General features: G+C 69.1%; 20 protein-coding genes and 1 pseudogene. 6 read left to right on the top strand and 15 right to left on the bottom strand.

Going from position 1 to position 26,089, the window contains the following annotated elements; all coding sequences use genetic code 11:
* Window positions 1-49 precede the first annotated feature (49 nt).
* Together CYFUS_RS35415 and CYFUS_RS35410 are read left to right on the top strand one after the other, a co-directional pair.
* Window positions 50-1,483, top strand: coding sequence for a Tox-REase-5 domain-containing protein (locus CYFUS_RS35415; RefSeq protein WP_095989241.1), 1,434 nt, complete (start codon window positions 50-52; stop codon window positions 1,481-1,483).
* Entirely contained in the window at window positions 1,480-2,199 is a 720-nt protein-coding gene (locus CYFUS_RS35410; RefSeq protein ID WP_095989240.1) for an Imm52 family immunity protein, read from the top strand. Before CYFUS_RS35415 ends, CYFUS_RS35410 begins: the two co-directional genes overlap by 4 nt.
* 171 nt (window positions 2,200-2,370) lie before the next feature.
* Here the strand turns inward: CYFUS_RS35410 and CYFUS_RS35405 are convergent, their stop codons facing one another.
* The 4 genes from CYFUS_RS35405 to CYFUS_RS35390 are packed head-to-tail and all read right to left on the bottom strand — an operon-like array spanning window position 2,371 to window position 7,010.
* The gene (locus tag CYFUS_RS35405; RefSeq protein ID WP_095989239.1) at window positions 2,371-3,522 is read right to left on the bottom strand and encodes a BMP family ABC transporter substrate-binding protein; all 1,152 of its coding nucleotides are present in this window, start codon (window positions 3,520-3,522) and stop codon (window positions 2,371-2,373) included.
* 19 nt (window positions 3,523-3,541) lie between these two features.
* Window positions 3,542-4,405: an ABC transporter permease gene (locus tag CYFUS_RS35400; RefSeq protein ID WP_095989238.1), complete on the bottom strand. Its 864-nt coding sequence runs from the start codon at window positions 4,403-4,405 to the stop codon at window positions 3,542-3,544.
* Window positions 4,402-5,457, bottom strand: a complete 1,056-nt coding sequence (locus CYFUS_RS35395) for an ABC transporter permease (protein ID WP_198316248.1) — start codon at window positions 5,455-5,457, stop codon at window positions 4,402-4,404. The genes CYFUS_RS35400 and CYFUS_RS35395 overlap by 4 nt, the downstream gene beginning before the upstream one ends.
* Entirely contained in the window at window positions 5,454-7,010 is a 1,557-nt protein-coding gene (locus tag CYFUS_RS35390; protein ID WP_232536991.1) for an ABC transporter ATP-binding protein, read from the bottom strand. The genes CYFUS_RS35395 and CYFUS_RS35390 overlap by 4 nt, the downstream gene beginning before the upstream one ends.
* Window positions 7,011-7,169: 159 nt before the next feature.
* On the opposite strand from CYFUS_RS35390, the gene CYFUS_RS35385 reads away from it, so the two are divergent.
* Both CYFUS_RS35385 and CYFUS_RS35380 read left to right on the top strand, forming a co-directional pair.
* On the top strand, window positions 7,170-8,705 hold the full coding sequence (locus CYFUS_RS35385; protein ID WP_232536990.1) for a Tox-REase-5 domain-containing protein: 1,536 nt from the start codon (window positions 7,170-7,172) through the stop codon (window positions 8,703-8,705).
* Between the two features lie 15 nt (window positions 8,706-8,720).
* The gene (locus tag CYFUS_RS35380; protein WP_095989237.1) at window positions 8,721-9,473 is read left to right on the top strand and encodes an immunity 52 family protein; all 753 of its coding nucleotides are present in this window, start codon (window positions 8,721-8,723) and stop codon (window positions 9,471-9,473) included.
* A 16-nt stretch (window positions 9,474-9,489) separates the two neighbouring features.
* On the opposite strand, the gene CYFUS_RS35375 is transcribed toward CYFUS_RS35380, so the two are convergent.
* From CYFUS_RS35375 to CYFUS_RS35355, 5 genes are read right to left on the bottom strand one after another with little or no spacing between them, the layout of a single operon-like run.
* Window positions 9,490-10,641, bottom strand: coding sequence for a VWA domain-containing protein (locus tag CYFUS_RS35375; RefSeq protein WP_095989236.1), 1,152 nt, complete (start codon window positions 10,639-10,641; stop codon window positions 9,490-9,492).
* Window positions 10,625-12,856, bottom strand: a complete 2,232-nt coding sequence (locus CYFUS_RS35370; protein ID WP_095989235.1) for a DUF5682 family protein — start codon at window positions 12,854-12,856, stop codon at window positions 10,625-10,627. Before CYFUS_RS35370 ends, CYFUS_RS35375 begins: the two co-directional genes overlap by 17 nt.
* Window positions 12,853-13,938: an ATP-binding protein gene (locus CYFUS_RS35365; RefSeq protein ID WP_095989234.1), complete on the bottom strand. Its 1,086-nt coding sequence runs from the start codon at window positions 13,936-13,938 to the stop codon at window positions 12,853-12,855. The genes CYFUS_RS35370 and CYFUS_RS35365 overlap by 4 nt, the downstream gene beginning before the upstream one ends.
* Window positions 13,935-15,440 carry a DUF5691 domain-containing protein gene (locus tag CYFUS_RS35360; protein ID WP_095989233.1) on the bottom strand — a complete coding sequence of 502 codons (1,506 nt, stop codon included), beginning with the start codon at window positions 15,438-15,440 and terminating at the stop codon, window positions 13,935-13,937. The genes CYFUS_RS35365 and CYFUS_RS35360 overlap by 4 nt, the downstream gene beginning before the upstream one ends.
* The gene (locus tag CYFUS_RS35355) at window positions 15,437-16,765 is read right to left on the bottom strand and encodes an SWIM zinc finger family protein (RefSeq protein WP_095989232.1); all 1,329 of its coding nucleotides are present in this window, start codon (window positions 16,763-16,765) and stop codon (window positions 15,437-15,439) included. The genes CYFUS_RS35360 and CYFUS_RS35355 overlap by 4 nt, the downstream gene beginning before the upstream one ends.
* A gap of 174 nt (window positions 16,766-16,939) precedes the next feature.
* Here CYFUS_RS35355 and CYFUS_RS35350 point away from each other — a divergent pair, with 174 nt between their 5' ends.
* The gene (locus CYFUS_RS35350) at window positions 16,940-17,824 is read left to right on the top strand and encodes a DNA-methyltransferase (RefSeq protein WP_095989231.1); all 885 of its coding nucleotides are present in this window, start codon (window positions 16,940-16,942) and stop codon (window positions 17,822-17,824) included.
* A gap of 4 nt (window positions 17,825-17,828) precedes the next feature.
* Here CYFUS_RS35350 and msrB read toward each other — a convergent pair whose 3' ends face one another.
* The 3 genes and pseudogenes from msrB to CYFUS_RS54120 form a co-directional block, all read right to left on the bottom strand.
* Window positions 17,829-18,251 carry a peptide-methionine (R)-S-oxide reductase MsrB gene (gene msrB / locus CYFUS_RS35345; RefSeq protein WP_095989230.1) on the bottom strand — a complete coding sequence of 141 codons (423 nt, stop codon included), beginning with the start codon at window positions 18,249-18,251 and terminating at the stop codon, window positions 17,829-17,831.
* Window positions 18,252-18,374: 123 nt separating this feature from the next.
* Complete coding sequence (locus tag CYFUS_RS35340) at window positions 18,375-21,614, bottom strand: PAS domain-containing protein (protein ID WP_269770287.1); 3,240 nt, start codon at window positions 21,612-21,614, stop codon at window positions 18,375-18,377.
* Window positions 21,615-21,623: 9 nt separating this feature from the next.
* Window positions 21,624-22,109 (bottom strand): annotated as a pseudogene (locus CYFUS_RS54120) (PAS domain-containing protein); the annotation flags it as partial.
* Window positions 22,110-22,398: 289 nt separating this feature from the next.
* Here CYFUS_RS54120 and CYFUS_RS35335 point away from each other — a divergent pair.
* Entirely contained in the window at window positions 22,399-22,941 is a 543-nt protein-coding gene (locus CYFUS_RS35335; RefSeq protein ID WP_095989228.1) for a chalcone isomerase family protein, read from the top strand.
* Between the two features lie 19 nt (window positions 22,942-22,960).
* On the opposite strand, the gene CYFUS_RS53250 is transcribed toward CYFUS_RS35335, so the two are convergent.
* Genes CYFUS_RS53250 through CYFUS_RS35320 form a run of 3 tightly spaced genes read right to left on the bottom strand, consistent with a single transcriptional unit; the run spans window position 22,961 to window position 25,963 of the window.
* Window positions 22,961-23,806 (bottom strand): type VI immunity family protein, encoded by an 846-nt coding sequence (locus CYFUS_RS53250; protein WP_095992428.1) that lies wholly within the window; start codon window positions 23,804-23,806, stop codon window positions 22,961-22,963.
* A gap of 38 nt (window positions 23,807-23,844) precedes the next feature.
* A complete protein-coding gene (locus tag CYFUS_RS35325; protein WP_157758849.1) occupies window positions 23,845-24,618 on the bottom strand; it encodes a hypothetical protein in 774 nt (257 codons plus the stop codon).
* A gap of 49 nt (window positions 24,619-24,667) precedes the next feature.
* The gene (locus CYFUS_RS35320; RefSeq protein WP_095989226.1) at window positions 24,668-25,963 is read right to left on the bottom strand and encodes a hypothetical protein; all 1,296 of its coding nucleotides are present in this window, start codon (window positions 25,961-25,963) and stop codon (window positions 24,668-24,670) included.
* Window positions 25,964-26,089: the final 126 nt, after the last annotated feature.

Here is a 26,089-nt window from a genome sequence, read left to right as displayed (position 1 = left end):
GGCCAAAGGGGCTGTAGCGGCAGAGCGACCGCGGGCTCGGGAGCGACGCGTGAGCGAGGACGACCGGGAGGAGGAGCTGGAGGGCAAGGGCGTTGGGTGGCGGGATGGAGTGGGCGACGGGCGGCCGTTCGAGGTGCCCATGACGCTCGACTACTTCCAGGGGTTCCTCTCCCAGGCGGGTGTCCCCAGCAGCGCGTTGCCGAAGGACGGGCGGACGTTGGCGCCCCAGCAGGCTCTGGCGCTGGTTTCACATCTGCTCTCTACGCCGGTGACACTGGGTAACTTCGGGCTCCGCCGCATGGCAGCGCACCTGCTCTTGGAAGTAGCCACGGGGGCCGAGGTGGTGACGAGGGACGAACTCCACGCGCGCATGCGGCGCTTTTCGCGGCTGCTGGTGCTTCGTCCAGACGGATACTTGGTAAGGGTCACCTCTGGAGTAGCGATCCAGAAGGCGGGGCAGGTTGTGCTCGCCGAGGACGGAACGCTACGGGCTGGTCGCTTTGAGGTTGGTCCCTTCTATGTCATTGAGGGAGAGCGCCTTCTTCCGGTCAACCAGCAGCTCGAGGTCCCGAAAGGGGTGCCACCGACGGGCCTTTACGAGCCCGACGACAACCCGGCGCTGGCGGTGGCCGAGGGGGCGGTTCTCGCCGTGGTGGACCTGGTGGAAGGCCTCTACCGGCTCGTCTTCTACACGGGCGAGACGCTCGAGGGGCTCGCGCAGCTGCCGGGCGCAGTGAGGCAGCTCTACGAGAACTCCCCGCGGCTTTGGGACGAGTTTCGGCACAAGCCCTATGCGGAGAAGGTCCGCACCGTGTCACGGCTGGCGACGGGGATTGTCCTGACGGTGGGTACCGCGGGGGCGGGGGCCGCGAAGGCATCGTCCTGGGGGGGGACGCTCGGGAGTATGAGCGTGCCAGTCTTGTCGCTCTCGAGTGATGGGCTTCTCGCTGTGCGATTGGTCGCGGTTCCTGTAGGGGGCGCGGTTGCCGTAGCGGGAAACGCGCTGAGTGCCACCTACGTTCTGCACATGGCGAACATGGGCGCGCAGGGCGGGGGAGGCTGGCCTCCCTCTGGCGGTCCTGGGAAGTGGGAGCAGGCAAACGAGAGCATGTCGGAGGACTCTCGGTGCTACCAATGCCAAGTGACGGGGGCTCCGCCGGGGTGGGTCTATCGCGTTTGGAGGAATGGAGAGAAGGCGGACTTCGACGGCTACAGCATCTCGGAGGGTGTTCTGCAGGACGGCAAGGCTTTCAACTACGCTAAGCACTATGACGAAAAGCTCGATCCCAAGAGGTATTTCAAGGGCGCCAAGAAGCTCCTTGAGACTGCCAAGCGCCAGTTCAGGGTGGCGAATGGGGTTCCTATCCGGTGGTACGTTGCAGAGCCGGAGATGGTCGGTATTCTTGAGAAGATGCTCGAGAATGCGGGTGTTACCGGGATCGAGGTTGTCTACCAGCGAGCCGCAGCCGGAGGAGTGCCATGATGGAAAGCTACTATGCAGCCGTCTACTGGCCGGCCCGGCTGGAGTCCGCAGAGGAGTGCGCCCGGCGCTCGGTGGCTTTCTTTCGCCTCCTCTCGCAGTGCGACGAGATTTACGCTCGTTGGTTCGAGCAGGGGGACTCGCTGGAGGAGGCGCTCCAGCAGGAGTTCACGCCGGACTTTGCGACCTTCCTTCGCTTCTATCAGAGTGAGGAGAACCAACTCGGAATAGACGGTTTCAGCTTCGGTGCCTGGACAGGTCACGCCGAGGACGGGCGCGGGGGCATGGTGAACCTCACGTGTGGAGATGCTTCCGGGGCCTATCCCAACTGCTGCTTGCTGTACCTCCCATGGCCCGAAATCGAGCCAGAGGGGCCGCGCGTGATGAAAACGGCTGTTCTCGTGAACGTGCTGCGGGCAATGGTGCTCGCATGGGATCCCCTCTTCGGCGTCATCGCCACCCATGAGTTTCGTAGGGCGCTTCGACCTGCGAGAGATCCAAGAGGCTTTGTGGGTTGGCTCACCTATCTTGCCCGAAGTCGCGGGGAGATTCCGCCACTACCGCCGCCCGTCCGCGTTGAGCCCGTCGAAGACAAGGGCAACCTGATCGTTGGCGCGCCGGAGCGACTCACCGCCGCCAACCCGGAGCACGTGTCGCTCGGACGCAGGGTTCAGGAGGTGTTGGACGCAAAGGGGTTACTTCGCCCGGTGCTCGATTAGAGGATGAAACACCCCGGCCCGAGGAGACCTCGGAGCCGGGGCTGTCGTCGGCAGTGCGTTCAGGTGGTGGCGCCCCGGTGAGGGGGCGTGATGCGGCTGCTGGCCAAAATCAGCCTCCTTTGCTGGAGACGTCATCTCTGGATGACGTCTCCTTTGGCGTCCTTCGCTTCTTTATCGGGGCTCGTCGGCCACCGGGCCGGTGACTCCGGGGGCCATCCACTGCATCTGGTTGAGCTCCTCCTTCGTCAGCGTCTTGCCCGCGGGCACGCGCGTGGCTCCGTGGCGATCCTGGAGCGGGCCGGTGAAGGGATCGAAGCCGGGCTTGCTCGAGGACATGTCCTTGAGCAGCTCCAGCACCCGGTCATGCACGGACACCTGCTTGCCGTTGACCGTCATCTGCGCCTTCTTCAGCGCGTCCACGAACTTGGGATTGATGGGCACTCCCGGCTGGCCGCCCATCTCCACCGCGCCCTCGCGCAGCAGCCACCAGTAGTCCACGTCCTGGAGCTTGCCCGGCGCGTACGTGCCGTCGCGCACCTTGCTCAGGAAGTCGATGTAGATCTTCTCCCAGTGCACCAGTTGTCCGGACACCACGAAGTCCGGCGCGAAGCGCTGCATGGGTGAGTAGTGCGCGAAGGACGGCACCTTCTTGCGTCCCGCCACCTGCACCACCGTGGCCGTGTCCTCGGTGAAGGCCAGCACGTCATTGCCCTCGGCCATCAGCGCCTCGGCCGCCTCGCGCGCCTTCACCGGGCTCACCCAGGCGCTGATCCACTTCACGTTCACCGTGGCCTGGGGATTCACCGCCCGCACGCCCATGGCGAACGCGGAGATGTGACGCTTCAACTCGGGGATGGGGAAGGCGCCCACGTAGCCCACCTTGCCGGTCTTCGTCAGTGCCCCCGCCATCAGGCCGTTGAGGTAGTAGATTTGGTAGAAGTCGGCCATGTAGGTGGCCATGTTGGGCGCCCGCTTGAAGCCCGTGGCATGCGCGAACACCACCTTCGGGTATTTCCTGGCCGCCTCGAGCGTCTGATCCATGAAGCCGAAGCTCGTGGTGAACACCACCTGACAGCCGCCCTTCACCAGCCGATCGATGACGGGCAGCGCCTGGCCCTCGGGCACGGACTCCACGTACTGGGTCTCCAACCAGGGCAGCGCCTTCAGGGTCAGCTTGCGCGCCTCGTCGTGCGCATGGCTCCAGCCGATGTCTCCCACCGGCCCCACGTAGACGAAGCACGCCTTGAGCTTCGCCTCGTCCGCTCGCGCCGAGCCCGCCAGTCCCAATGCCAGCAATACCAGCCACAACCCAGGTGACTTCATCCGTATGCTCCTTGTCTGATTACCGCTCGCCCCGATGATAGGGTTTGCCCAACGCCGCCGGCGCCGAGCCCTGCGTGCGCCGCAGCCCCGCGAGCGCCAGCACCCCCACCACGAGCAGGTAGGGCATGGCCGCGAAGAGCTCGGTGGGCACCCGGCTCTGATCCTGGAGCCGGAATTGCAAATAATAGAGCAGTCCGAAGAAGACCGAGCCGAGCACCGCGCGCGGGGGGCTCCACCCCACGAAGATGACCAGGGCCACGGCGATCCACCCCAGGCCCGCCGTCATGCCATCCGTCCACGCCGGACGGTAGGCCAGCGACAGGAACGCGCCGGCCAGTCCCGCCAGCGCGCCGCCGAAGGCCACCGCCAGGTAGCGCACCCCGCCCACGCTCACGCCCAGCACGTCCGCCGCCGCCGGGTTCTCTCCCACCGAGCGCAGCACCAGCCCCGGTCTCGTGGCGTGCAGGAAGGCCCAGAGGCCCACGGCCAGCACTCCCGCCGCCACGGTGAAGGGCAGCTCGGGCGCGGGCTCCATGAGGATGGCTCCCTCGTAGCGGTTGCCCAGGAGCCCCGCCACGCCCAGCCCCAACATCGTCAGCGCCAGCCCGGACACGTACGCGTTGGCGCGCAGCGTGAGCGTCACGAAGCCATGCAGCAGCGCCGCCAGCGCTCCGGCCACCAGGGACAGCGCCACCGCGAGCCCCAACGACTCCGTCTCCGTCGCCACGCCGAAGGCCGTCAGGGCCCCCAGCGCCATCATTCCCTCCACCCCCAGGTTCACCACGCCCGCCCGCTCGTTGACGAGCACGCCCAGACACGCCAGCAGCAGCGGCGTGCCGAAGGAGAGCGCCCGGAGCAGCGCCTGGATCATTTCGTCGATCATCGTCCCCACCTCACGCGGTAGCGCGCCAGGGCCTCGCCGGAGATGAGGCAGAGCAACAACACTCCACTGAAGACGTCGATGACCCGGAAGGGCATGTTGAAGCTGATCTTGAGCAGATCGCCTCCCGCGAGGATGACGCCCATGAGGGGCGCGGTGAGCAGCACCAGCGCCGGGTGACCCCGGGCCAGCCACGCCACGATGATGGCGGTGAAGCCGTAGCCGAGCGAGAGCTGGGTGGGATCCAACAGCCGGTGATGGATGCCGGCCACCTCGCCCACGCCCGCCAGCCCCGCGGCTCCGCCCGAGAGCAGGCCGGTGAGCAGCACCACCCGACCCGTGGGCAGGCCCGCGTAGCGCGCCGCCCGGGGGCTCGCCCCCACCACCCGCAGCGCGTAGCCGAGGGACGTCCGCGTGAGCAGCACCTGCAGGGCCAGCGCGAGCACCGCCCCGAGCACCCCGGTGGGCCAGTGCACCAACGTGTCCCCCAGCACCGGGAGCGAGGCCGCGTCCGGGAACGCGTCGGTATAGGTGTAGCCCTGGACCTGCTCCCCCCGCCACGGGCCACTGACGAGGTAGAGCACGAAGGAGCCGGCCACCGCGTTCAACATCAACGTGGTGAGGATCTCGTTCACGTCCACGCGCGAGCGCAGCCACGCGGCGGGCAGGGCCCACAGCCCTCCGGCCACCGCGCCCGCGAGGAACATGAGGGGCAGGCTCAGCGCCCCCGGTGGCAGGAAGAGCGCGACGGCCGTGCCCCCCACCGCGCCCATCAGGAGCTGTCCCTCCGCGCCGATGTTGAAGAACCCCACGCGGAAGGCCAGGGTGAGCCCTCCCCCGATGAGCAGCAGGGGGAGGGTGCGGCGCAGGACCTCGGCCAGTCCCTGGCGCTCGCCCAACGTGCCCTCGAGCAGCGCGCGGTAGACCTCCCACGGGCTCACGCCATACGCCGCGAAGACGCCTCCGGTCAGCGCGAACGCGATCACGCCCATGCCCAGGTACACCCCGAGCGCCTTCGCCCGGCGGGGCCGGGGCTCCTGTTCCAGGCGGATCACGCCGCGCCCTCCATCGCCTGCGTCATCATCCGCCCGAGCCGCTCCACGTCCACCTCGCCCGCGGGCCAGGGTCCCCGCAGCTCGCCCTGGTAGAGCGCGGCCACGCGATGCGAGAGCGTGAACAGCTCCTCGAGATCCTCCGTCACCAGCAGCACGGACATGCCTTCCTGGGCCCGCTCGATGAGCAGCCGGTGCACCCGCTCGGTGGCCCCGATGTCCACCCCGTAGGTGGGATGGACGGCGATGAGCAGCCGGGGCGAGCCCGCCAGCTCCCGTGCGAGCACCGCGCGCTGGATGTTGCCTCCGGACAGCAGTCGCAGCGGGGTGCGTGGGCTCGGTGTGGCGATGCCATATGTCTGGATGATGCCGAGCGCTTCGCGTTCCATGCGCGCCCGGTCCAGCCAGGGCCCGCGCCGCAGCGCCGTGTTCCACGTGCGCAGGGCGAGGTTCTCCGCCACGCTCAGCGAGGGCACCGTTCCGGCGGCGCGCTCCTCGGGGACATGGGCCACGCCCCGGGCGAACAGCTCCGCCGGTGACGTCGCCCGCAGGGGCTGCCCCTCGAAGCGCACCTGTCCCTGGTAGGGCCGCAGGCCCGTGAGCGCCTCCACGAGTTCGCGCTGGCCACTGCCCGCGACTCCCGCGATGCCGAGGATCTCCCCGGGTGCCAGCGAGAAGTGGATGTTCTTCACCGCCCGCGTGCCGCGATCCGAGCGGACCTCCAGGCCCTGGACCTCCAGCCGCACGCCCGGCCGGGGCGGTGCGAGCTGGGGCCGGGGTACCGCCTCGCGTCCCAGCATCAACTTCACCAACTGCTCCCGCGTCGTCTCGCGCGCGGACGCCTCGCCCACCTTGCGGCCCGCGCGCAGCACGGTGATGCGATCCGAGTGCGCGAGCACCTCATCCAGCTTGTGGCTGATGAAGAGGATGCCCACGCCTTGGGCCTTGAGCTGGGCGAGCTGCTGGAAGAGCGGCTCCACTTCCTGGGGGGTGAGCACGCTGGTGGGCTCGTCCAGGATGAGGACGCGGACGCCGCGCAGCAGCGCGCGGAGGATCTCCAGCCGCTGTTTCTCTCCGGCGGAGAGGTTCTCCACCCGGATGTCGAGGTCCATCGGGAGGGGTTGGCCGGCGAGCCGCTCGCGCAGGGTGGCTCGCAGCCGGTGCCGGGTCATCAGCCAGCCGCCGCGCAGGCCGAGCGCCAGGTTCTCCGCCACGGTATGGCGCTCCACGAGCAGGGGATGTTGCGGCACCAGGGCGATGCCCCGCCGCAACGCCTGGGCGGGAGAGCCCATGCGCACGGGGAGCCCATCGACGAGGATCTCCCCCGAGTCCGGTGCATCCAGCCCATAGAGGATGTTCATCAATGTCGTCTTTCCCGCGCCGTTCTCGCCCAGCAGGGCATGGACCTCGCCCGCGTGGAGGTCGAGGCTGACGTGGTCGTTGGCGACGACGCCGGGAAAGCTTCGGGTGATGTTCGACAACCGGAGGAGCGGGGGGGACGTCTCCATGCGGGCCGCGAGCTTGCCACAGCGCACGGGCGCGCGGGTCGGCTTCACGCGCGAGCACGTGGAATGAGGTCGGTGGGGCTCCACATTCTCGGAGCTCGGTAAAGGGTTCGCGCGCTGTCTTCGTGCGGGGCGGCATACTGCTGGGCACGGCGTTGAACGAAAAGCCGTTCCCGGGGGCCTTCGTCTCCTGGGACAGGGGGGTGGTCCATGTCCGCTGCGCGAGTATGGAAGTGGGTGGCCCTGTTGCTGGGGATGGTTGCCGTGGCCACGGGTTGCGCGACGGCATCTGACGGCGCGTTCCTGGACCACGGCCCGAGTGTCGCGTCGGGCCGCCGGGGTGCGCGTGTCCCTCTCATGGCCGTGGCCATGGTGAGCCCGGCCGACATGGCCGTGCGCGCGGTGAGCGGTGGCGCCGTGCGGATGGATGCCTTCGACTATCTGTTGACACTCGCGGGCCTGGACAACGTCCACGACATGCCTTCGGCCAGGGTTCCCCTTTCGCAACAAGAGGCGGCCCGGGTGCTGACCTTGCTGATGCGAAGGCCCATGACGCCAGGCTCACTTCCGCCACGCATGGCCGCCTGCCATCTGCTGCGCGAGGTGTTGGAGGGAGGGGCCGCCTCTCGCGAGGAGCTGGTGCGCCGGGTGGAGCGCTTCAACCGCGTGGCCGTGCTGCGGCCGGATGGCTATCTCGCCTGGGCGCTCAACGGACGCACACAGCAGAAGGTGGGCCCGGTGGTGTGGAAGGACAACGCCTTTCGCGCCGGGCCCTTCGAGCTGGGGCGCTTCTACACCGTGCACGGATGGGTCTTCCGGAGAGCGGACGCGCGACTGCGGCCCATCATGGACGGGCCTGGACTGGCCGAGGTGTATGACGACGCCGACCACATCAGCCGCGTGCTGGACGGGGCGGAGGAGTCCTTCGTCGAGCTGTACCACGCGATGGGCCAGTTGCTTTCACACCCGGTGGACAGCATCGCGGCGCTGCGACATCTCCCCGCGGGAGTGGCGGCCCTCCTCGCCTCTTCGCCCGAGTACCTCGCGCGCTTCCGGTTGATGACGCGGGGAGAGCAGGTGAAGGCGCTCTCCAAGCTGACCACGAACCTCCTGGTCACCTTTGGCGCGGCGGGAGGTACCTCGAGCACCTTGACGAGGACGTTCGCGGGAGCGGAGGCCCTGGTGCCGGTGCTGTCGCTCTCGGCCGAGGGGGCACTGGCGATGGAGCGCGTGGTGGTGCCCGTGGGGAAGGTGGCCACGGTGCTGAGCGGCGGGCCGGGGGCGGCCATCATCCTCCAGCGGACGCAGGCGAGTGGGCAGGCGCCCTCACCGGCTCCGGGGCCGGGCCAGTGGGGCCCCGCAGGGGAATCCATGTCCGCTCGGGCCCGCGCCTACCAGGAGCAGATCACGGGGCACTCGGCGGACGATGCCTACTGGGTTGGGGGCATGAGCACAAAGGCCGGGGGCGTGAGGTTCGACGGCTTCACGGATGGTGTGCTACTGGAGGCCAAGGGGCCCGGCTACGCCAACAAGTTCTTCGACACGCTGGAGCCCAAGCCCTGGTTCAAGAACACGGGAGCACAGGCCCTCGTCGATCAGGCCAGGCGGCAGCTCGGGGCTGTGAGAGGGAAGGGGATCTCCATCCGATGGCATATCGCCGAGGAGAAGACCGCCGAAGCCATCCGACTCTTGTTCGAGAAAAACAACGTGAGCGGAATTGAAGTGGTTTATACCCAGCCTTTGTAGGGAGATACGCTGCCCATGCCGAAGACGTTTCAGCGGATTGAGTCGTATTACGCAGGCGCCTATTGGGGACCGAGGAAGGAGTCTCCAGAGGAGTGTGCTCGGCGGGCGGAAGCCTTCTGGTCCGCCATGGCGAAGGTCGACCCTTCCTTCTCGCGTTGGTTTCAACAGGGCAGGTCCCGAAAGGACGCACTATCTCGTCCCATCGAGCCCACTCGAGAGTCTCTCGAAAAACTGATTCGCCGGGGCAGGGATCGGCAATTCGAGGATCTCGGTTACTCTGTCTGGGCGTGGAACGGTGTGTGCGTCGACTACGAGGACAGCGGTTTGAACTTCTCATGCGGCGCCTACTCGGAAGCCGTGAGCAACGTTTGTGTATGTAGCTTGCCAACCCGAGGGTCAAACGCGGAGCGGGTTTTGAGCGTACCTGTTCTGACCGAGCTCATGCGGAGCATGGTGCTTGCCTGGGAGCCAGGATTCGCCCTCGTCACCTCATCGATGCTCCGTGAAACGATGCTCCGTGAAACCGTTACCTCCATCGGCATCGCGGGGACGTTCGTGGGATGGATCATGTATTTCCCGCGCAGCCGGGGCACGGTGCCTCCGTTGCCTGCTCCCGTGCGTATCGAGCCGGTAGAGGACAAAGGGATGCTCGTCATCCTCACGCCTGACCTGCTCACGGTGTCGAACCCCGAACACGTGGAACTCGCTCAGCGCGTTCAGGGGCTGCTGGACAGAGCGGGTCTCCTGGAACCCATCATCACGCCTTGAAGCATCCCCGCCGTGCTCACCCCGGGCGGGCCACCTGGAGTTCCTGCCGTGAGGCCCAGGCGCGCAAGTCGTTGCGCTGAAGGGCCGCGGCCATGAGTTCCGGGAAGAGGTCCGGCGTGCATGCGAAGGTGGGGATGCCCAGCGCCGCGAAGTGCGCTGCGTGGTGCGGGTCATGCGAGGGCGTGCCCTGATCGCTCAAGGCCAGGAGACATACGACCGTCACGCCGCTCTGGACGAGCGCGGCGGCCCGCTGGAGCATCCGCTGCGCGTTGCCCCCCTCGTACAAATCCGTGACGAGCACGAGGATGGTCTGCGCCGGACGGGTGATGATCTGCTGGCAATACCCGAGCGCCTGGTCGATGTCCGTGCCCCCTCCGAGCTGGGTGCCGAACAGCAGATCCACCGGATCCGACAACTGCTCGCTCAGGTCCACCACCGCCGTGTCGAAGAGCACCATCTTCGTGGACACCGCCCGCAGGGACGCCAGCACCGCGCCGAAGATGCTCGAGTAGACGACCGACGCCGCCATGGAGCCGCTCTGGTCGATGCACAGCACCACGTCCCGCAGGCTCGAGCGCTTGCGTCCATGGCCCACCAGCTTCTCCACCACCACGCTCTTGCGCTCGGGCAGGTAGTTGCCCAGGTTGGCCCGCAGCGTCCGGTCCCAGTCGATCTCCGAGGCCCTTGGCCGGCGCGTGCGCGAGGCCCGTGACAGCGCTCCCCGCACCGCCCGCTCGGTGGGAGCCCGCAGCCGACGCTCCAGCTCGTCCACCACCTTGCGTACCACCCGGCGCGCCGTCTCCTTCGTCTTCTGGGGAATGACCTTGCGCAAGGACAGCAGTGTGGCCACGAGCTGCACGTCCGGCTCCACCGCCTCCAACATCTCCGGCTGGAGCAACATCTCCGTCAGCCCCAGCCGCGCCATCGCATCCCCCTGCATGACGCGCACCACGGGGGCGGGGAAGTACTCGCGAATGTCTCCGAGCCAGCGCGCCACCTGCGGCGAGGACGCGCCGAGTCCCGCCTTGCGCTCGGAGTCGTACAGCGCCTCGAGGGTTCTATCCATGCTCCGCTCGGTCTCCCCGAGCGACACCCCCAGCGACTCCTGCGCCGGCTGTCCCAGCACCAATCGCCAGCGCTCCAGCCGCTCTTCATCCGAGGTTTTCATCGAGCCTCACTCCCAAGATGAGCGACAGCACGGGCAGCACCTGCGCCACGCGCTCGGGATCCAGATCGTCTCCACCCCTCGTGCTCCGGGCCGCTCCCGGCGCGGTGGCGGGCCGCCGGATGCGATCCGCCATGGCGCGCCGCTCGGCCGCTCCGAAGCGCGAGAACGCACGCCGCACCAGGGGAAGCTGCTCGACGAAGGTCTCCCGCGTGAGGCCGGAGAGCCACCCGTCGAGCGCCGCCCACAGCTCGTCGCGGTGCAGCAGCAGCAGCGCGCTCCCGGTGACGAGCCCCTCCAGCCACGCGGCCGCCTCGGCGGGGGGCACCGCCGGAGACAGTGCCTTCCGGGCGAGTGGGCCCAGCACGGCGTCCTCCACGTGGCCCATCTCCACCCGCAGCCGCAGCGCCGCTCCGCGCAGCAGCCCGTGCACCGCGTCCCGCTGCACGAGCCCGTCCAGGGCCTGGGACCACTCCTCCAGGCGCTCCTTGTCTTCCAGCAGCACCATCGCGGCGTGCAGGGTGCTCAACTGGCCATGGCGCTCGCGCGCGGCGTCCTCGTCCAACGCGACGCACGCCCCGGGCAACCCGATGAAGATGCGCTCGAGCAGCCCGTGGATGATGGCGAGGATGGGCTCGGTGGGCGTTTCCCGGACGCTGCCGTAGCGCACCGTGCGCACCAGGGGCGGGAAGGCCTCCATCAGCTTCGGCACGTCCGCCGAGCGCGTGGAGAGCTCCTGCACATGGTGCAGCACGGTGTCGATGGACGCGGACAGCTCCGCGAGGAGACTCGCCTCCAGCAGGGCCGTCAGCGTGTCCAGCTCTTTCGCCTCGGCGGCGCGGGCCTTCACCCGGCTCGTGGCCGCCGACTCCACCGTGTTGCCGAAGAGGCTCGCCTCCACGACGCGCACGGCCAGCTCGGGCTCCCACTTCACGCGCCAGTTCTCGCGGAAGGTGCCCTTCGCGTTGCGCGTGTCGTCCTCGGGCTCTCCCCAGGGAATGTCGAGCAGCCGCAGCCGGTGCAGCAGCCGGCTCCGGCCCCGGTCGAGCTCCTTGCGCAAGTCCAACTCCTGGAGCTTGCTCTCGGACGTGGGCGGCAGGCGCAGCGACTTCTGCAGCGCGGCCAGGTCCCTCGCGAGCGGCACCGCGGGCACGTCGGAGGGTACCTCGCCCAGGCCCGTGCCCACCTCCAACCGGTCGTGCACGAGCACCAGCGGGGTCGCGTCCCCCTCGCACAGCACGCTGAGCGCGGCGTCGCGCAGCTCTCCCAACCCCACCGCGCTCCGCCCCCGCAGCGCCGCGAGCGCCTCGGCGAGCCGCACCGTCTCGATGACGCTCGCGGACGAGGCGTCCAATCCCTCGCCGCGCAAGAGCTGCGCGATGCGTGCCGCCCAGGTGCTCACCGGCCGCTCGGGAGTGAGCCACAGGTGCGCGTACCACCCGGGGGAGTCCACGCCCGCGCCGTACCCGCTGCGCCAGCCGAGCCGGTCATACGTCCAGGGAATCCACGTGGCCGCCACCTTCGTCTTCGGCAGGCCCTTGAGCAGCGCGTCGTCCTCGCGCGCGGGCTTCGCCTGGACGAGCGCCGGGCCATGCCACGCGCCACACACGACGGCGATCCGCTGGAAGCCCTCCTTCTTCGCCTGGCGGATGCAGCGCCGCATGTGCGCCTCGCGCAGGGCCTCGCGCGCGGGAATGTCTCCCCCCGCCTCGCGCACGGCAGTCATCGCCTCGAGCACGGCCTCGAAGACGCCCCGCGCGTCCTGGCGTTGCTCGATGAGCTGCTCCCACCAGCCCTCGCCCTCCTCGTGGCCGGCCGCTCGCGCGAGCCCCCCCAGCGCATCCTCTCGGGGTGGCTCCGCCTTCTCCTGGGCCATGGCCTCGGGGACGAGCTGGTGTGCCTGGGGCAGGTCGATGAAGCGCACGGGCAGCGAGCGCCCCAGGGCGTATTGGATGGCCTGCCACTCCGGGGAGAAGACGGCGAACGGGTAGAAGACGGCGTGCGCGGGCGCGTCGAGCGCGTAGACGAGCAGCGCCACCGGCGGCTTCATCCCGGCCTGGGCCGCCAATGGCAGCAGCTCGTCCGCGTCGGGAGGGCCCTCGATGAGCACCACGTCGGGTTGGAGCGCTTCCAGCGCGGAGCGCACGCCGCGCGCGCTGCCGGGCCCATGGTGCCGCACGCCGAGCACATGAACGCCCGCGCCCGGCTCCGTGCTCACAGGACCTCCATGCACGCGCGGTAGAGGTCCTTCCACCCCTCGCGCTCCTTCACCACCGTCTTGAGGTACTCCAGCCACACCACCCGGTCCTGCACCGGATCCTTCACGATGGCGCCCGTGAGGCCCGCGGCCAGGTCCGGCGCCCGGAGCACGCCGTCCCCGTAGTAGCCCGCCATGGCGAGGCCCCCGTTCATCACGGAGATGGCCTCGGCCGTGGACAGCGCGCCCGAGGGCGTCTTGAGCTTCATCGTCCCATCCAGCGTCGCGCCGCCACGCAGCTCGCGGAAGAGGGTGACCACCCGGCGGATCTCCTCCAGCGCGGGCTTCTCCGCGGGCAGGGCCAGGGCGCGCCCCAGCTCCGCCACGCGCTTCTCGACGATCTCCACCTCCTGCTCCAGCGAGTCGGGGGTGGGCAGCACCACCGTGTTGAAGCGGCGCAACAGGGCGCTCGACAGCTCGTTCACGCCCCGGTCCCGGTTGTTCGCCGTGGCGATGACGTTGAAGCCCGCACGGGCCTGCACCTCGCTGGACAGCTCCGGAATCGGGAGCGTCTTCTCGCTGAGCAGGGTGATGAGGGCGTCCTGCACCTCGCCCGGCATGCGCGTCAGCTCCTCGATGCGCGCGAGCTTTCCCTCACGCATGGCGCGCATCACGGGGCTCGGCACCAGGGCCTTGTCCGAGGGGCCCTCGGCGAGCAGCCGCGCGTAGTTCCAGCCATAGCGCAGGGCCGCCTCGTCCGTGCCCGCCGTGCCCTGCACGAGCAGCGTCGAGTCCCCGCAGATGGCGGCGGCCAGGTGCTCGCTCAGCCAGGACTTGGCGGTGCCGGGCACGCCGTAGAGCAGCAGGGCCCGGTCGGTGGCGAGCGTCGCCACGGCGATCTCCACCAGCCGCGCGTTGCCGATGTACTTGGCGCTCACCCGGAAGCCGTTGGGCAGCGTGCCGCCGAGCAGGTAGAGGCGCACGGCCCAGGGCGAGAGCGCCCAGCCCGGGGGCTTGGGCCGGTCATCCGCCCGGGCGAGCGCGGCCAGTTCCTCGGCGTATTGCTGCTCGGCGTGCTGACGGAGAAGGGCGGTGGCGGTCACGGTTTCAGCTCCTCGTGAAGGGTCCGGCAGATCGAGACGCTCGTCTGGAAGCGATCGAGCTCCCGCTGCCAGGGGGACAGGGGGGGAGGTAGATGGAAGGGTTCGGCGGCGGCGGCGAGGCACTCCGCGGGCAGGACGAGCGCGGAGCGCGGGATGGAGGTGAACAAGGCCAGGGCGCGGTTCGTCGTGTCGTTCTGCTGACGAAGGGCCAGCAGCCACTCCCGAGCGAGTTCCACCGGCCAGGGCGTGGGCGTCAGGGCGAGGGCTTGCTCCAGGCGGGGCAGGGCCTGCGCTCCACGGAGCACGCGCAGGGTATGCCCGGCGCGCTCCGAGGGAGGCAGGGCCTCGAACAGCGTGAACGCCAGGGACTCCGCGCGCTCGGGTGGGAGCATCTTGGGTTTCTGACGGGCCCAGAAGTCGAGCAGGGCGGAGGCCCAATCCGGGGAGGCACCCAGGCGCATCGCGTGGGCCCAGCCCTCCGAGAGCCCGATGCCGTCCTCGCTCCGCCCGGCGGCGGCGACGAGCTGCTCCGGCGTGGCGCCGAACGCGCGCTCCCAGGTGGACAAGGGGAGCGCCGACAGGAGCCGCTGGAGCCAGTGCTCGCCCTGGCCGATGCCGGCGGGCGGCTTGTCCAGACCATCGCGTTCGGCCTCGGCGTCCCACTTCGCGGGGAAGCGGACGCGGAGCGTCGCGGGTTGCTCCCAAAGCAGCGCCGCCCGGGCCCGTTCCTCCATTCGCCGCGCGAAGGCGGACGTGGGCAGTTGGGAGAGCAGCTCCCTGGCCACCTCGCGCACCCCGGCTGCGCGATCCTTGCGGCCCAACTCCAGCAGGGGTTCATCCTCCAGGGAGAGTCCCTGCTTCAGGCTGGAGAGGAATCGGGCGCGGTGCTCGCTCTTCTCCTGGGCGAAGGTGCCCTGGAGCCAGGCTCGGGCGCGGGCTGGATCCGTGAGCCGGGTCTGCTCGAGCACCGTGCGCCGCTCCTCGAAGGACCCCTCCGTCCACACGCGCTCGGCCTCCTCGGACGAGGTGCCGGTGCCGGTCAGCGCGGAGCGCCATTCGGGGTGGAGACGGGCGAGCCACCGGCCCCGTTCGCCCAGCACCGGAACGATCGCCGCGCGCATCGGTCCTTTGAATCCGAGCATGCGGGGCAGCAGCTCCGGGGGAAGGCGGCGGCGGGCATGGGCCATCCGCTCGAGGATCGCGCCCAGCATCTCGGCATCCGCGGAGGCCATGACCTCCACCAGGAGGGCGCTCACACGGGGAGGACAGACTTCCAGGGAGTCGGGCGGTGCCGCTTCCCCGGGCGCGTCGAGCCGGGACAGGCGGCCACCCGCGGCCCGTGCCACGCCCCGCGCTCCGGCCGCGAGCAGCACCCGCTTCTCCACGGACAGGGCACTCAGGGCTCGCGCAGCCTGGCCCTCCACTCCTCCCAGGGCATCGGGCTCGGGCGCGTGGGCGGTGCCCAGGAACGCGAGGCGCGTCAATGAATCCAGGTCGTTCACCGCTCACCTCCACCCAGGGCGTACAGCGTCCCGTCCACGAGCACGCTCAGCGGACGCAGCCGTTCCCCATCCCATTCGCCGAACACGTCCACCGGGTGGCCGCCCGACAGCGCCAGCAGCCTCCACCGATCACACGGACCGAGCCGGAGCGCCGCGCCCGTGGCGTCCCGCAGCCACATCCGCTCCTCGTTCTCCAGCACGGGGACGACACCACCCAGCATCGCCGCCGTGCGCTCCTGGAAGGGTTGCCGGGCCAGCTCCTCGGTGAAGCGCCGCTGGAGCGCGTCGAGCGTGAGCGAGGGCAGGGTGCCCGTCCAGGGTCGGAGGTCTCCCTTCCGCTCCAGGACCTTCGCTCGCTGGGGCGCCGCGCTCGGCCAGTACACGAGCTCCGCGTCGAAGGCGGTGCCTGGAATGAGCTTGTCGGAGAACTGCCCGGAGGCCCCGACCGCGAACTGGAGGACGCGGGCCGTCCGGCCATGGGTGGTGCCGAGCAGCCACGTGCGTTGCTCGCGCACGTGCGCCGAGTCGTCCAGCTCCTGGCTGACGACGGCCCAGGTGCCCTGGACGCGCTCGCCGCGGGCGAGGACGTCCTCGTCACGCAGCGGGGCACCCACCCGCGCCTGGACATCCGCCGCGAGGGGGGCGGGAAGTTGCTCCAGCTTCCGCCAGGCCTCGGTGACGAGGGCGATCCGCCCGATCCGCTCCACGAGGCGTCGGGGCTCGGGACGCCCTTCCAGCTCCGCCGCGAGCAGACGCAGTTGCGCCGCGAGGCCCGGGCTCTCCGCGTCCACCAGCCGCGCCGCCTGCTCATGCACGGGCGTCGCCGTGTCGAGCCGGGCGAGTCCCCCGCGTACGAGATCCTCCATCCATAGCCCCAGGGCCTCGATGCCCCGGGCCATGCGCTCCTGGCGCTCGGAGGCGCGTTTGGCCCGCGCCTTCGTGTCCGCCGGGGTGGCGCCTTCCGGCGCGGGCGCCGCCTTCTTCGCCGCCTTGCGCTCGGCGGCGGCGGCGCGTTGGGTGAGCCACCCCTCCACCCAGGATGGGAGCGTCTCCTGGGGCAGGCGCTCCGCGGCGAGCAGCAGCAGCAGTCCGATGCAGTGCTTGCAGGGAATCTTGCGGCTGGGGCACGAGCACGACGAGGTGAGATCCGTCAGGTCGATGCGCACCTGGTACAGCGCGCTGCCCTGGCACTCGCCCCAGGCGGCGCGCTCGGCGCGGCCCAGGAGCTTCCACTCCCGCTCCCGCGCGAGCTTCTGGCCGGAAGCGGCCACGGAGGAGTCGGGCGCGAGCGCGAGGGCCTGTTCTGGTGTGAGGGGCGGAGCCATGATCGTTGGAGCGGGAGAGCATAGCGGTTCGGTCCGCGCGGAGTGGAGCAGTCAATTTTTCGAACGCGCTTTTGGTGCTACAGGATCGATCAGACAAAAACAGGCTGGGAATTAGACGTAGCCGATTGTTGCGGCACATTGCCCTCCGTTCACCGACCCCCTGACGGAGGCGAGATGTCCGCCGAAGCCGCAGCTCCTGTCCTGAAGCTTGTTCAGCCCACCCTGCGCGAGAGCCTCTACGCCAAGAGCGATGCGTACCGGCTCTACCAGGGGGACAGCCTCGCGCTGCTCGAGCAGTTCGAGCCGGGCACCTTCGACATGGTGTTCGCGGACCCGCCCTACTTCCTGTCCAACGGCGGTTTCACCTGCAAGAACGGCAAGCGCGCCGCGGTGAACAAGGGCGGCTGGGACGTGTCGCGCGGGGTGGAGGAGGACCACGCCTTCACCACCGCGTGGCTCAAGGCCTGCCAGCGCGTGCTCAAGCCCACCGGCAGCATCTGGGTGAGCGGCACCCAGCACGTCATCTTCTCGGTGGGCTTCGCGATGCAGAAGCTCGGCTACAAGCTGCTCAACACCGTCACCTGGTACAAGCCCAACGCGAGCCCCAACCTCGCCTGCCGCTACTTCACCCACTCCTCCGAGCTGCTCATCTGGGCGTCGCCCAAGCCGGCCGCGAAGCTCCAGCACACCTTCAACTACGCGAAGATGAAGGCGGACAACGGCGGCAAGCAGATGCGCGACGTGTGGGCGCTGCCGCGCTCGGGCGAGGAGGAGCTGAACGCCGACGAGTCCGGCCGCGTGTGGACGATGACGGCGCCGCGCAAGGAGGAGAAGGCGCACGGCAGCCACCCCACGCAGAAGCCGGTGTCGCTGCTCGAGCGCGTCATCGAGGCGAGCACCCCCGAGGACGCGCTGGTGTTGGATCCCTTCAACGGCAGTGGCACCACGGGCGTGGCGGCGCTCAAGCTGGGTCGGCGCTACGTGGGCATCGACATGGACGAGAAGTACCTGTCGCTGTCCAAGAAGCGCCTGACCGAGGTCGAGCGCGCCACGCGCTGAGCCCTCACTTCGTGACGAGCGGGAGGGTGTGTCCCTCCGGCGCGTGCTTCATCGCCACCGAGTTCATGCAGTAGCGCAGCCCCGTGGGCGGAGGGCCATCCGGGAAGACGTGTCCCAGGTGCCCATCACACCGGCCGCATCTCACCTCGGTACGCACCATCCCGTACGAGACGTCGCGATACTCCGCCACCGCGTCGGGTTTGAGCGGTTGGGTGAAGGAGGGCCAGCCCGTCCCGGACTCGAACTTCTCGCCCGCCTTGAACAGCGGGTTGCCGCAGCCGGCGCAGACATACGTGCCGGGCTCCTTCGTGCCCAGGAAGCAGCCGCTTCCCGGCCGCTCGGTGCCGTGCTGGCGCAGCACCTGGTACTCCTGGGGGGTCAGGCGCTTCTTCCACTCCTCGTCGCTCAGGATCAGTTTGTCACTCATGCGGGAATCCTGCTGTCCGGCCTTCCCGGGAGCAAGCCCATCGCATGCCCCGGGCGTGGGTTCTCCCGGGATGCCCCGTGTTCTGTTGGCTCCTCCCCAGGCGGCGGGAGGCGCCTCGGGGCTCTACTCCTTCTGTTCCAGGACCTTCTGGATTTGAGGCAGGGCGTAGGGCTTGGGCAGGACCACCACCCCCTGCAGGCGCGCGTCCGCGCCGGTGAGCACCGAATTCCCGTGTCCCGAGGCGATGACGATCTTCATCCCGAGCTGGAGCCGGATGACTTCCCGGGCCAGCTCCACGCCCGACATGCCCGGCAGTGACACATCGGTGAACAGCACGTCGAAGCGCTGGCGCTTCAGCACGCGGCTGGCCTCCTCCGCGCTGCCCACCGCCACCACCTCGTGCCCCAGCAGGCCCATCAGCTCCAGCGCCGACGCGCGGATGTCCTCATCGTCCTCCACCAGCAGGACCCGCAGGGGCGAGGGCTCGTCCGGGCGCGGCGGGGGTTCGGGGGCCCGGGGTTTCTCGGGGGGGCGCGGGGGAGTCTTTTCCTGCCGCGGCGAGCGCTGGTTGAGCAGTTGCCGCAGCTTGCGCGCCAGCTCCTCCCGGCGGTGCGGCTTGCTCAACAGGTGGACGCCCGGGTCGAGCCGCCCTCCGTGCACGATGGCGTTCTCCGTGTAGCCCGAGGTGAAGAGCACCTCGATTCCCGGTTGCAGGGTCTTGGCCTGCCGGGCCAGGTCGGTGCTGCGCACCGGACCGGGCATCACCACGTCGGTGAACAGCAGATCCACCGGGAGGCCACTCTGGATGATGGCCAGCGCGCCCTGGCCATCCGCGGCCTTGAGCACGCGGTAGCCCAGGTCCGTGAGGATCTCCACCACCGTGGCGCGCACCTCGGCGTCGTCCTCGACGACGAGGATGGTCTCGGTCCCTCCCTCCACGGGGCCCTCGGGGAGCTCCTCGAGGGGCATCTCGGCCTGGAACGACCGGGGCAGGTAGATCTTCAGCGTCGTGCCGTGGCCCACCTCGCTGTAGATCTTCACGTGGCCGCCGCTCTGCTTGACGAAGCCGTACACCATGCTCAGGCCCAGCCCCGTGCCGCGGCCCTCGGGCTTGGTGGTGAAGAACGGCTCGAAGGCGCGCTCGATGACCTCCGGGGGCATGCCGCTTCCGGTGTCGGAGACGGCCAGCAGCACGTAGGGTCCGGGCTTCACGTCCGGGTGCATCCGCGCGTAGCGCTCGTCGAGCCGGGCGTTGCTGACCTCGATGGTCAGCTTGCCCGACTTCTCCATGGCGTCCCGGGCGTTGATGGCCAGGTTGAGCAGGACGTTCTCGAGCTGGTTGGGATCGACGGCCGTGTTCCACAGCCCGCCCGAGATGATGGTCTCCACCTCCACGTTCTCGCCCAGGGCGCGGCGCAGCAGATCATCCATTCCGCGCACCAGCCGGCCCAGGTGGAGCACCACGGGGGTGAGCGGCTGCCGGCGGGCGAAGGCGAGCAGTTGCGAGGCGAGCCGGGCCCCCCGTTCCACCGAGTGGATGGCGGTGCGCACGCGGCGCATCCCCCGCTCGTTGCCCACCAGGTCGCGCTGCAGCAGTTGGAGGTTGCCTCCGATGACCTGCAGCAGGTTGTTGAAGTCATGGGCCACGCCGCCGGTGAGCTTGCCCACCGCCTCCATCTTCTGGGACTGGCGCAGTTGCTCCTCGGTCTGCCGTTGGTCCGTGATGTCCCGCGCGGTGGAGTAGGTGATCCCCTCCTGGGGCATGGGGACCGCCTTCCAGGACAACAGCCGGTAGGTGCCGTCCTTGTGCCGCAGGCGGTTCTCGAAGCGCATGACGGGCTGGCCCTCGGACAGGTGCCGCCGTTCCGCCTGGGTCTTCTCCAGATCCTCGGGGTGCTCCAACCAGACGGACGTCTTGCCCAACAGCTCCTCTGGCGTCCAGCCCATGAGGGTGGTCCACGCCGGGTTGACGCGCAGGAACCTGCCCTCGGCGTCGGACACCACCAGCAGATCCTGCGACACGGTCCAGACCCGATCGCGCTCGCGCGTGCGCTCCTCGACACGCTGCTCCAGCGTCTCGTTGGCTTGCCGCAGTTGCGCCACGGCCCGCACGCGCTCGCTCGCCGTCCGGATGCGATCGGCCACATCCCGCAGGAAGTCGATGTCGTCCTGGCTCCACTGGCGTACCTGATCGTCGTGAAGGTAGAGCAGCGCGACGAGGCGGCCTTGCTCCAGCAGGGGAACGTTGAGCAGCGCCCGGATGCCGAGCACCCGCAGGTTGTCGGCGCCGGCACTCGTCCGCTCGTCCTGCTCGATGTCCGCGATGGCGATCGTCTCTCCTCGCTTGAGCGCCTCGATGTAGACGCCATAGTCGGCGAAGCGGTGCAGGCCGGCCACGCTGAGGATGCCGGGGCGGGAGGCCCAGTCCCGCTCGACCTCGAGGTACTGCTGCGAGGCGTCGAACGTGCCGTACCCCGCGCGCGGCACGCCCAGCAGCCTCCCGACCCGCTCCATGGCGGTGCCCGCGATGTCGGCCGTGTCGCTCAGGTCGCGCAGTCTGTCGCCGAGCTCGATGACGGCCGCCTGGCGCAGCTCCCCCTGTTTGCGCTCGTCGATGTCCATCAGCAGGCCGGGAAAGCGCAGCGGCTGGCCGTCGGCGCCGAGTTCGCAGTAGCCGTTGGCTTCAATCCAGAAGTAGGGCCCTTCCCGGGTACGGCGGACGCGGTACTCGCAGCGGTAGGGTCCTCCCGTGCGCAGCGTGAGGAGCGTCTGCTCCTCGACGCGGAGGCGATCCTCGGGGTGGACGAACGTCCCGTATTCCTCGATCGGCAACCCCCGCGCGGCTTGCTCCGGTGCGAGCTCGAAGGTCCGCGCGAACCGCTCGTCACCCGTGAGCAGACCGGCCGGGATGTTCCACACCCACGTGCCGAGCACCGAGCCCGCGTTGAGCGCGAGCTGGAGCCGCTCGTTGGTTTCACGCAACCTGTCCTCGGCGGCCCGGCGCTCCGTCACGTCCTGCACGACACCGAGCAGCCGCAGGGGGTGGCCCTTCTCGTCCCGGAGCATCTCGCTGCGCCGGGCAATCCACCGCACCTGTCCCGAGCGGGCCTGGCGGATCCGGTACTCGGCCTGGACGCTCACGCGGCCGTGAGCGCGGAACTCCACCGTCGAGGCGTGGTGCAGATCCTCGGGGAGGAGGGTCGCCTCGATGTCCTTGGCGGGGGGATGCTCCATCGGCTCGATGCCATACAGCCGGCAGAACTCCGGCGTCACGGTCAACACGCCGGTGGCCAGCTCCACCGTGAACACGCCAATGCCCCCGATTTCCTGCGCGAAGCGCAGATGCCGTTCTCGCTCCCGCAGGCGCTCCTCGGCCTCCCGGCGGGCGGTGATGTCCTGGGTGACGCAGATGGCGAACTTCGGGCGGCCCCGCTCGTCCCGGGCGAGCGCGACGTGGTTGTTGACCCACACCACGGAGCCGTCGGGCCGCACGTTGCGCTTGTCCACGGTGTAGGGCTCGCCCGTCTCCAACAGCTTTCGCCACTGGGCGGCATGCGCGTCGCGATCGTCCGGATGCGTCAGGGATTGTTGGGAGTGGCCAATCACGTCCTCGAGCGCACGCCCGACGATGTCGCAGAAGCGCTGGTTGGCCATGACCAGCGTGCCGTCGAGGGCTCGCTGGGTGATGCCCACGCTCGCCTGGTTGACGAGCATGTCCAGCCGCTCCCGATCGTCGTCGCGCTGAGCCTCGCGCGTCTCCGGGGTGCTCTCCCGGTGGGGGATTCCAGGGGGCGCGGGTGCTTCGTCCTCGACCTTCAACGAGGGCTCCTGACCGGGGGGCGTCTGACTCAGAGTCATAGGGGCGGGTGGACTCGCGCGAGGGCGCTTCGCGGACAGTTGATGCTGGGATCGGCCGCGTCACGCAACGACAAGCCCATTTCGCGCTCCTCCCCGTCCCAGCGTCCTGGGCTCGGAGCGGATGCTGCATGGTTCGCCCAGGGAGGGGAACCCTGGGCCGACCCACGTGCGCTCCCCGTCAGTACCTCCGCTCACCAGCGGACACTGAGGCCGCGTTCCTGGTTGGCGGCCCGCTCGCGGGTGCGCACCATGGCCCCTACCTGTTGGTGGGGTGGCGAGGGGGTCGGAGATGGTGCGCAAGGAATGGATGCTCGCGGGAACATTGGCGGCGTTGCTGTTGAGCACGGGCTCGGCCCAGGCGCGGGAGCTCGCGGGGGTGAGGGTGCCCGAGGAAGTCACGCTGCAGGGCAAGCAACTGTCGCTGGCCCACGTGGAACTGCAGCAGATGTTCTTCTTCAAGGTCTACGTCTGGTCGCTCTATTTCGAGCAGCCGCCGCAGGCGAAGGCCGAGGCCATCTCCTCCAACTGCATCAAGCGCCTGCAACTGCGCTTCCTGCGCCATGTCACCCGGGATCAGCTCGTGGATGCCTTCCGCGATGGACTGGCCCGGAATGCCGCGCTGCGCCACTCTCCGCTGAGTGACGACCTGGAGCGGCTGCTCGGCTCGTTGCGGGACGTGCCCAAGGGCGGCGAGCTCACGCTCACCTATGTGCCGGGAGGCGGACTGCAAGTGGAGGGCGAGGCCACCCACGGTGTCCACATCGGGGGCAAGCCGTTCGCGGACGCGCTCTTCGTGTCCTGGCTGGAGAACCACCCCATCTTCGCGAACTGAGGCGGGGGCGGGGCCCCGCTCAGTCCAGGAAGCGACGCTCCCACCGGAGCAGCTCCTCGGGGGTGAATTCATCCTTGATGTAGGGCTCATGGTAGAGCCAGGGCTCGAGGACGCGCGCGAGTTCCCGGTACGCCGGGAGCGGCTGCTCCTCCCCGGTGTCTCCGGCCTCGGGAGCTTCGCCCAGGGTGACGACGGCGCGTTCGTCTCCCAGTTCCCGCACGGTGGTTCCCGGAGTGGAGAGGCGGGCGCGGAGCGCGCTGGCACCGCCCAGTTCCCCGAGCACCGGTGGGCCCAGGAAGTTCATCCAGTGGATGCCATTGATGCGGGTGCCCAGATTCCAGGACAGGTGCCCGACCTCGGTCCTATCCATTCCAGGGTAGCTGGAACACAGGGCGTGGAATCCAGGGGTTCTGCCCAGGCGGTGCAGGGAGAGCCCCGCGTGTCCGGAGCAGAAGGGGAGAAAGGCGCCCAGTTCCAAGGCCAATTCCTGCACACGGCCCGGACCGTGCTCTTCCATGTACTCCGTCGGTAGCCAGAAGGCCATCGCGCACACTTCGCGTGGATAGGACGGATCTATTGTTCTCCCCCGATACTCGAACTGATACCCGCTGATCGCGTCGGGTCTATCCCTCAAATCAACAATGCCTCCCCCCTCATCGCGGAGTTTGTGCTGAATGCGCGCCCATCCTTTGTCGTCAAGTTCCCACAAATCTCCGTGCTCATCCGGATACCAGGCCATCGCCCCGGGGCCGATTGCGCGAAGGTAGAACTCCAAAGCGCGCCTGACATGTTTCGCGATGTCCTGATGGGAGAGCGAAAGATAGAAACAGATGCTCAAGCTCTCACGGAGAAGGAGCGCCCCCATTTCAGGAACGTGGATTCTGAGCTTGGGAGGTGGGTGCATTAGCGGACTCTCCAGCGGGGAGCCACCCGGAATGCGGCTGCACCCAATGCCTGTTCGTACATTTTACCTTGGTTTTCAGGGTAGTGGGGATGCCCTTCGGGATACTCGCTCCAAGAGGGAGGATTGGTCGAAGGACAAGGAAACTTGAAGTCGTAGATGGCCAGGGCTTCAAGAGGGTTGCCCGAGTGGATGACCACATCGGGAACGAGGGTGCCCTTGAGTTCCTCTCCACAATCCTGTTTCCGGAGTACGCGGGCTTCTTCTCGGCTGATGAGTTTCGTGCTTCTGGTCTGCTTGTCGTAGCGATAGCGCTGCTCCAGGCTGAAACGCCCAGGGAACAGGCGGTTGAATCGCTCCTGGATGCACTGGAGGGCCAATTGGTGCTTCTCGGTGCCCAGTTGCATGGCGCGGGTTACCTTCTTGCCGCAAGGATCCCACCCGGGCAGTACCTCCTGGCACTGCTCGCGCGATGGCTGATCGCCAGCGAAGCGACGAATGTTGACCTGAAAATCCGCCCGCTCAGCGCATTCCACCAACTCCCGTTCGACTCGCGCTTTCATGTCGGTTGGCAGCAGGCGGAGGGTGGCCGCGATGGAGGCAATCTCGGCCGCGCCCTTCGTGGCGGGCACGGCGGCTTCCTTGCCCGTCAGCACGGCGCAATACGCCGGGTTCTGTCCGCAGGCGTTCGTGACGGAATCCGCGGCGTGGCCGGTCAAGCCAAAGGTCAGAAGCATGCTCAGGAAAACGAGTTGTCTGGGGTGTGGGGTCTTCACGGGGCTGTGGCCGTCTCTATCTGATGGTGGGCATCCGCTTGCCAAGGATCTAGGTGTCGCCCCAAGTGAATCCAGTGCCCAGGGTGAAGGAGATACCGTTCGCCCAGGGTCCCAGGGATGGAGAGAAGAGCCGGTATTGGGCTTCCGCGCTGAGTGACAGCCGCGTGCCCAACTGGGTGTGCAGCCGCAGGCCCACGGGAAGTTCCGGACGGGGCGCGCCGCCGAGGAAGGACAGCCCTCCGCCCACCATGGCGCGCAGATCGAACCCCCTCGCGTAGCCCAGCCGCGCCGCCCACAGCGGCGGAGACAGCACGGACAGCGACCAGCAGCCGGCCCCGCCCGCCAGGAGCGGAGCGCTCAACGTCTGGGCATAGCTGGCCGACAGGGCCATCGCCCACGGCAGGGGAAGCAGTGCCCGCGCGCCGGCCACCGGCGTGGCGCCTCGCGGGGACGCGAGGGCTCCTCCCATCACCTCCAGGGCGAGCGCGGGGGAGGGAGCCCATTGGGCGCGCATGACCTGCTGGCGTTCCCCGGCCAGGGTGGTGATCCGCTCCGTCGCCCACACCAGGAAGGCGCGCGAGTAGGCCATCGCCGCCTCCGCCCGCCCATTCACGAAGTCCTCGTACACGGCGGGGTCCACCTTCCACTCTCGCCCCTCCCATCGCACCCGCGTCGCGCCAAAGGCGTTGCCCACTTCGCCATAGCCGCCGAACACGCCAGGGCGGGCATGGGCGGGCTCGGCCCAGAACGCGCTCCAGGGGATGTTGCCGTCCACCACCGGCAGCGCGCCCGTGCGCACCAGCTTCAGCGTCTCCTCGGCCAGGGCGAGCTGCGCCTCGTCGCCGGGCATCGGCGGGATGTCGATCCGGGGCCCGTGGGCCAGGGTCTCCGGCGCGATGGCCCGTTGCTCGAAGCGATCCGCCAGCCCGTGCATCACCGGCACCACGTGCGGTGGCGACGCCATGTCCTGGATGTGATGCACCAGGTGCCCCACGCGGCCGAACGCCTGCTCGAGGTCCCCGTGGCTCGCGGCCTCCTCGGCCTCCTGCCACAGGGCCCGCACGCGCGCCGAGGAGTCCTTGCGAAAGGCCATGTCGAGCGTCTGGCCCGGGTGGAAGAAGTGGTTCCACCCGGTCCACTTGACGTGCAGGTTCAGGTCCTCGTCCCGGCTGCCCGCCACCACGATGGCGCGGTGCGCCGCGAGCTCGGGCAGGCCGTCCGATGCGACCGCCGCGTCGACGGAGGCGCGCGTCAGCGCCTCGTGGTTCGGCACCGAGAAGGCGCTGGCGAGTGAGGGCAGCAGGACCGTGGCCAGCAGGAGCGGGAGAAGTCGGGGCGCGGGCATGGGGAGGCGTCATGCTACCGCGACGGGCCCGTTCTATTTCAGGGGGGCGGTAGGCGTCGGGCGCTTGCCCGGTCACCAGGCGATGCCTTCCACGCGACAGGTCCGCCCCGAGGTCCGTTCTCCAAT

This window comes from Cystobacter fuscus (genome assembly GCF_002305875.1).
GTDB lineage: Bacteria > Myxococcota > Myxococcia > Myxococcales > Myxococcaceae > Cystobacter > Cystobacter fuscus_A.
This window is presented reverse-complemented; position numbering and strand designations above follow the sequence as displayed.

Coding starts and splice junctions, on each gene's coding strand:
- CYFUS_RS35375 (WP_095989236.1), bottom strand. CDS start 10,641: ATGAAAACCTCGGATGAAGAGCGGCTGGAGCGCTGGCGATTGGTGCTG.
- CYFUS_RS35410 (WP_095989240.1), top strand. CDS start 1,480: ATGATGGAAAGCTACTATGCAGCCGTCTACTGGCCGGCCCGGCTGGAG.
- CYFUS_RS35355 (WP_095989232.1), bottom strand. CDS start 16,765: ATGGCTCCGCCCCTCACACCAGAACAGGCCCTCGCGCTCGCGCCCGAC.
- CYFUS_RS35385 (WP_232536990.1), top strand. CDS start 7,170: ATGTCCGCTGCGCGAGTATGGAAGTGGGTGGCCCTGTTGCTGGGGATG.
- CYFUS_RS53250 (WP_095992428.1), bottom strand. CDS start 23,806: ATGGGGGCGCTCCTTCTCCGTGAGAGCTTGAGCATCTGTTTCTATCTT.
- CYFUS_RS35320 (WP_095989226.1), bottom strand. CDS start 25,963: ATGCCCGCGCCCCGACTTCTCCCGCTCCTGCTGGCCACGGTCCTGCTG.
- CYFUS_RS35400 (WP_095989238.1), bottom strand. CDS start 4,405: ATGATCGACGAAATGATCCAGGCGCTGCTCCGGGCGCTCTCCTTCGGC.
- msrB (WP_095989230.1), bottom strand. CDS start 18,251: ATGAGTGACAAACTGATCCTGAGCGACGAGGAGTGGAAGAAGCGCCTG.
- CYFUS_RS35350 (WP_095989231.1), top strand. CDS start 16,940: ATGTCCGCCGAAGCCGCAGCTCCTGTCCTGAAGCTTGTTCAGCCCACC.
- CYFUS_RS35380 (WP_095989237.1), top strand. CDS start 8,721: ATGCCGAAGACGTTTCAGCGGATTGAGTCGTATTACGCAGGCGCCTAT.
- CYFUS_RS35335 (WP_095989228.1), top strand. CDS start 22,399: ATGGTGCGCAAGGAATGGATGCTCGCGGGAACATTGGCGGCGTTGCTG.
- CYFUS_RS35405 (WP_095989239.1), bottom strand. CDS start 3,522: ATGAAGTCACCTGGGTTGTGGCTGGTATTGCTGGCATTGGGACTGGCG.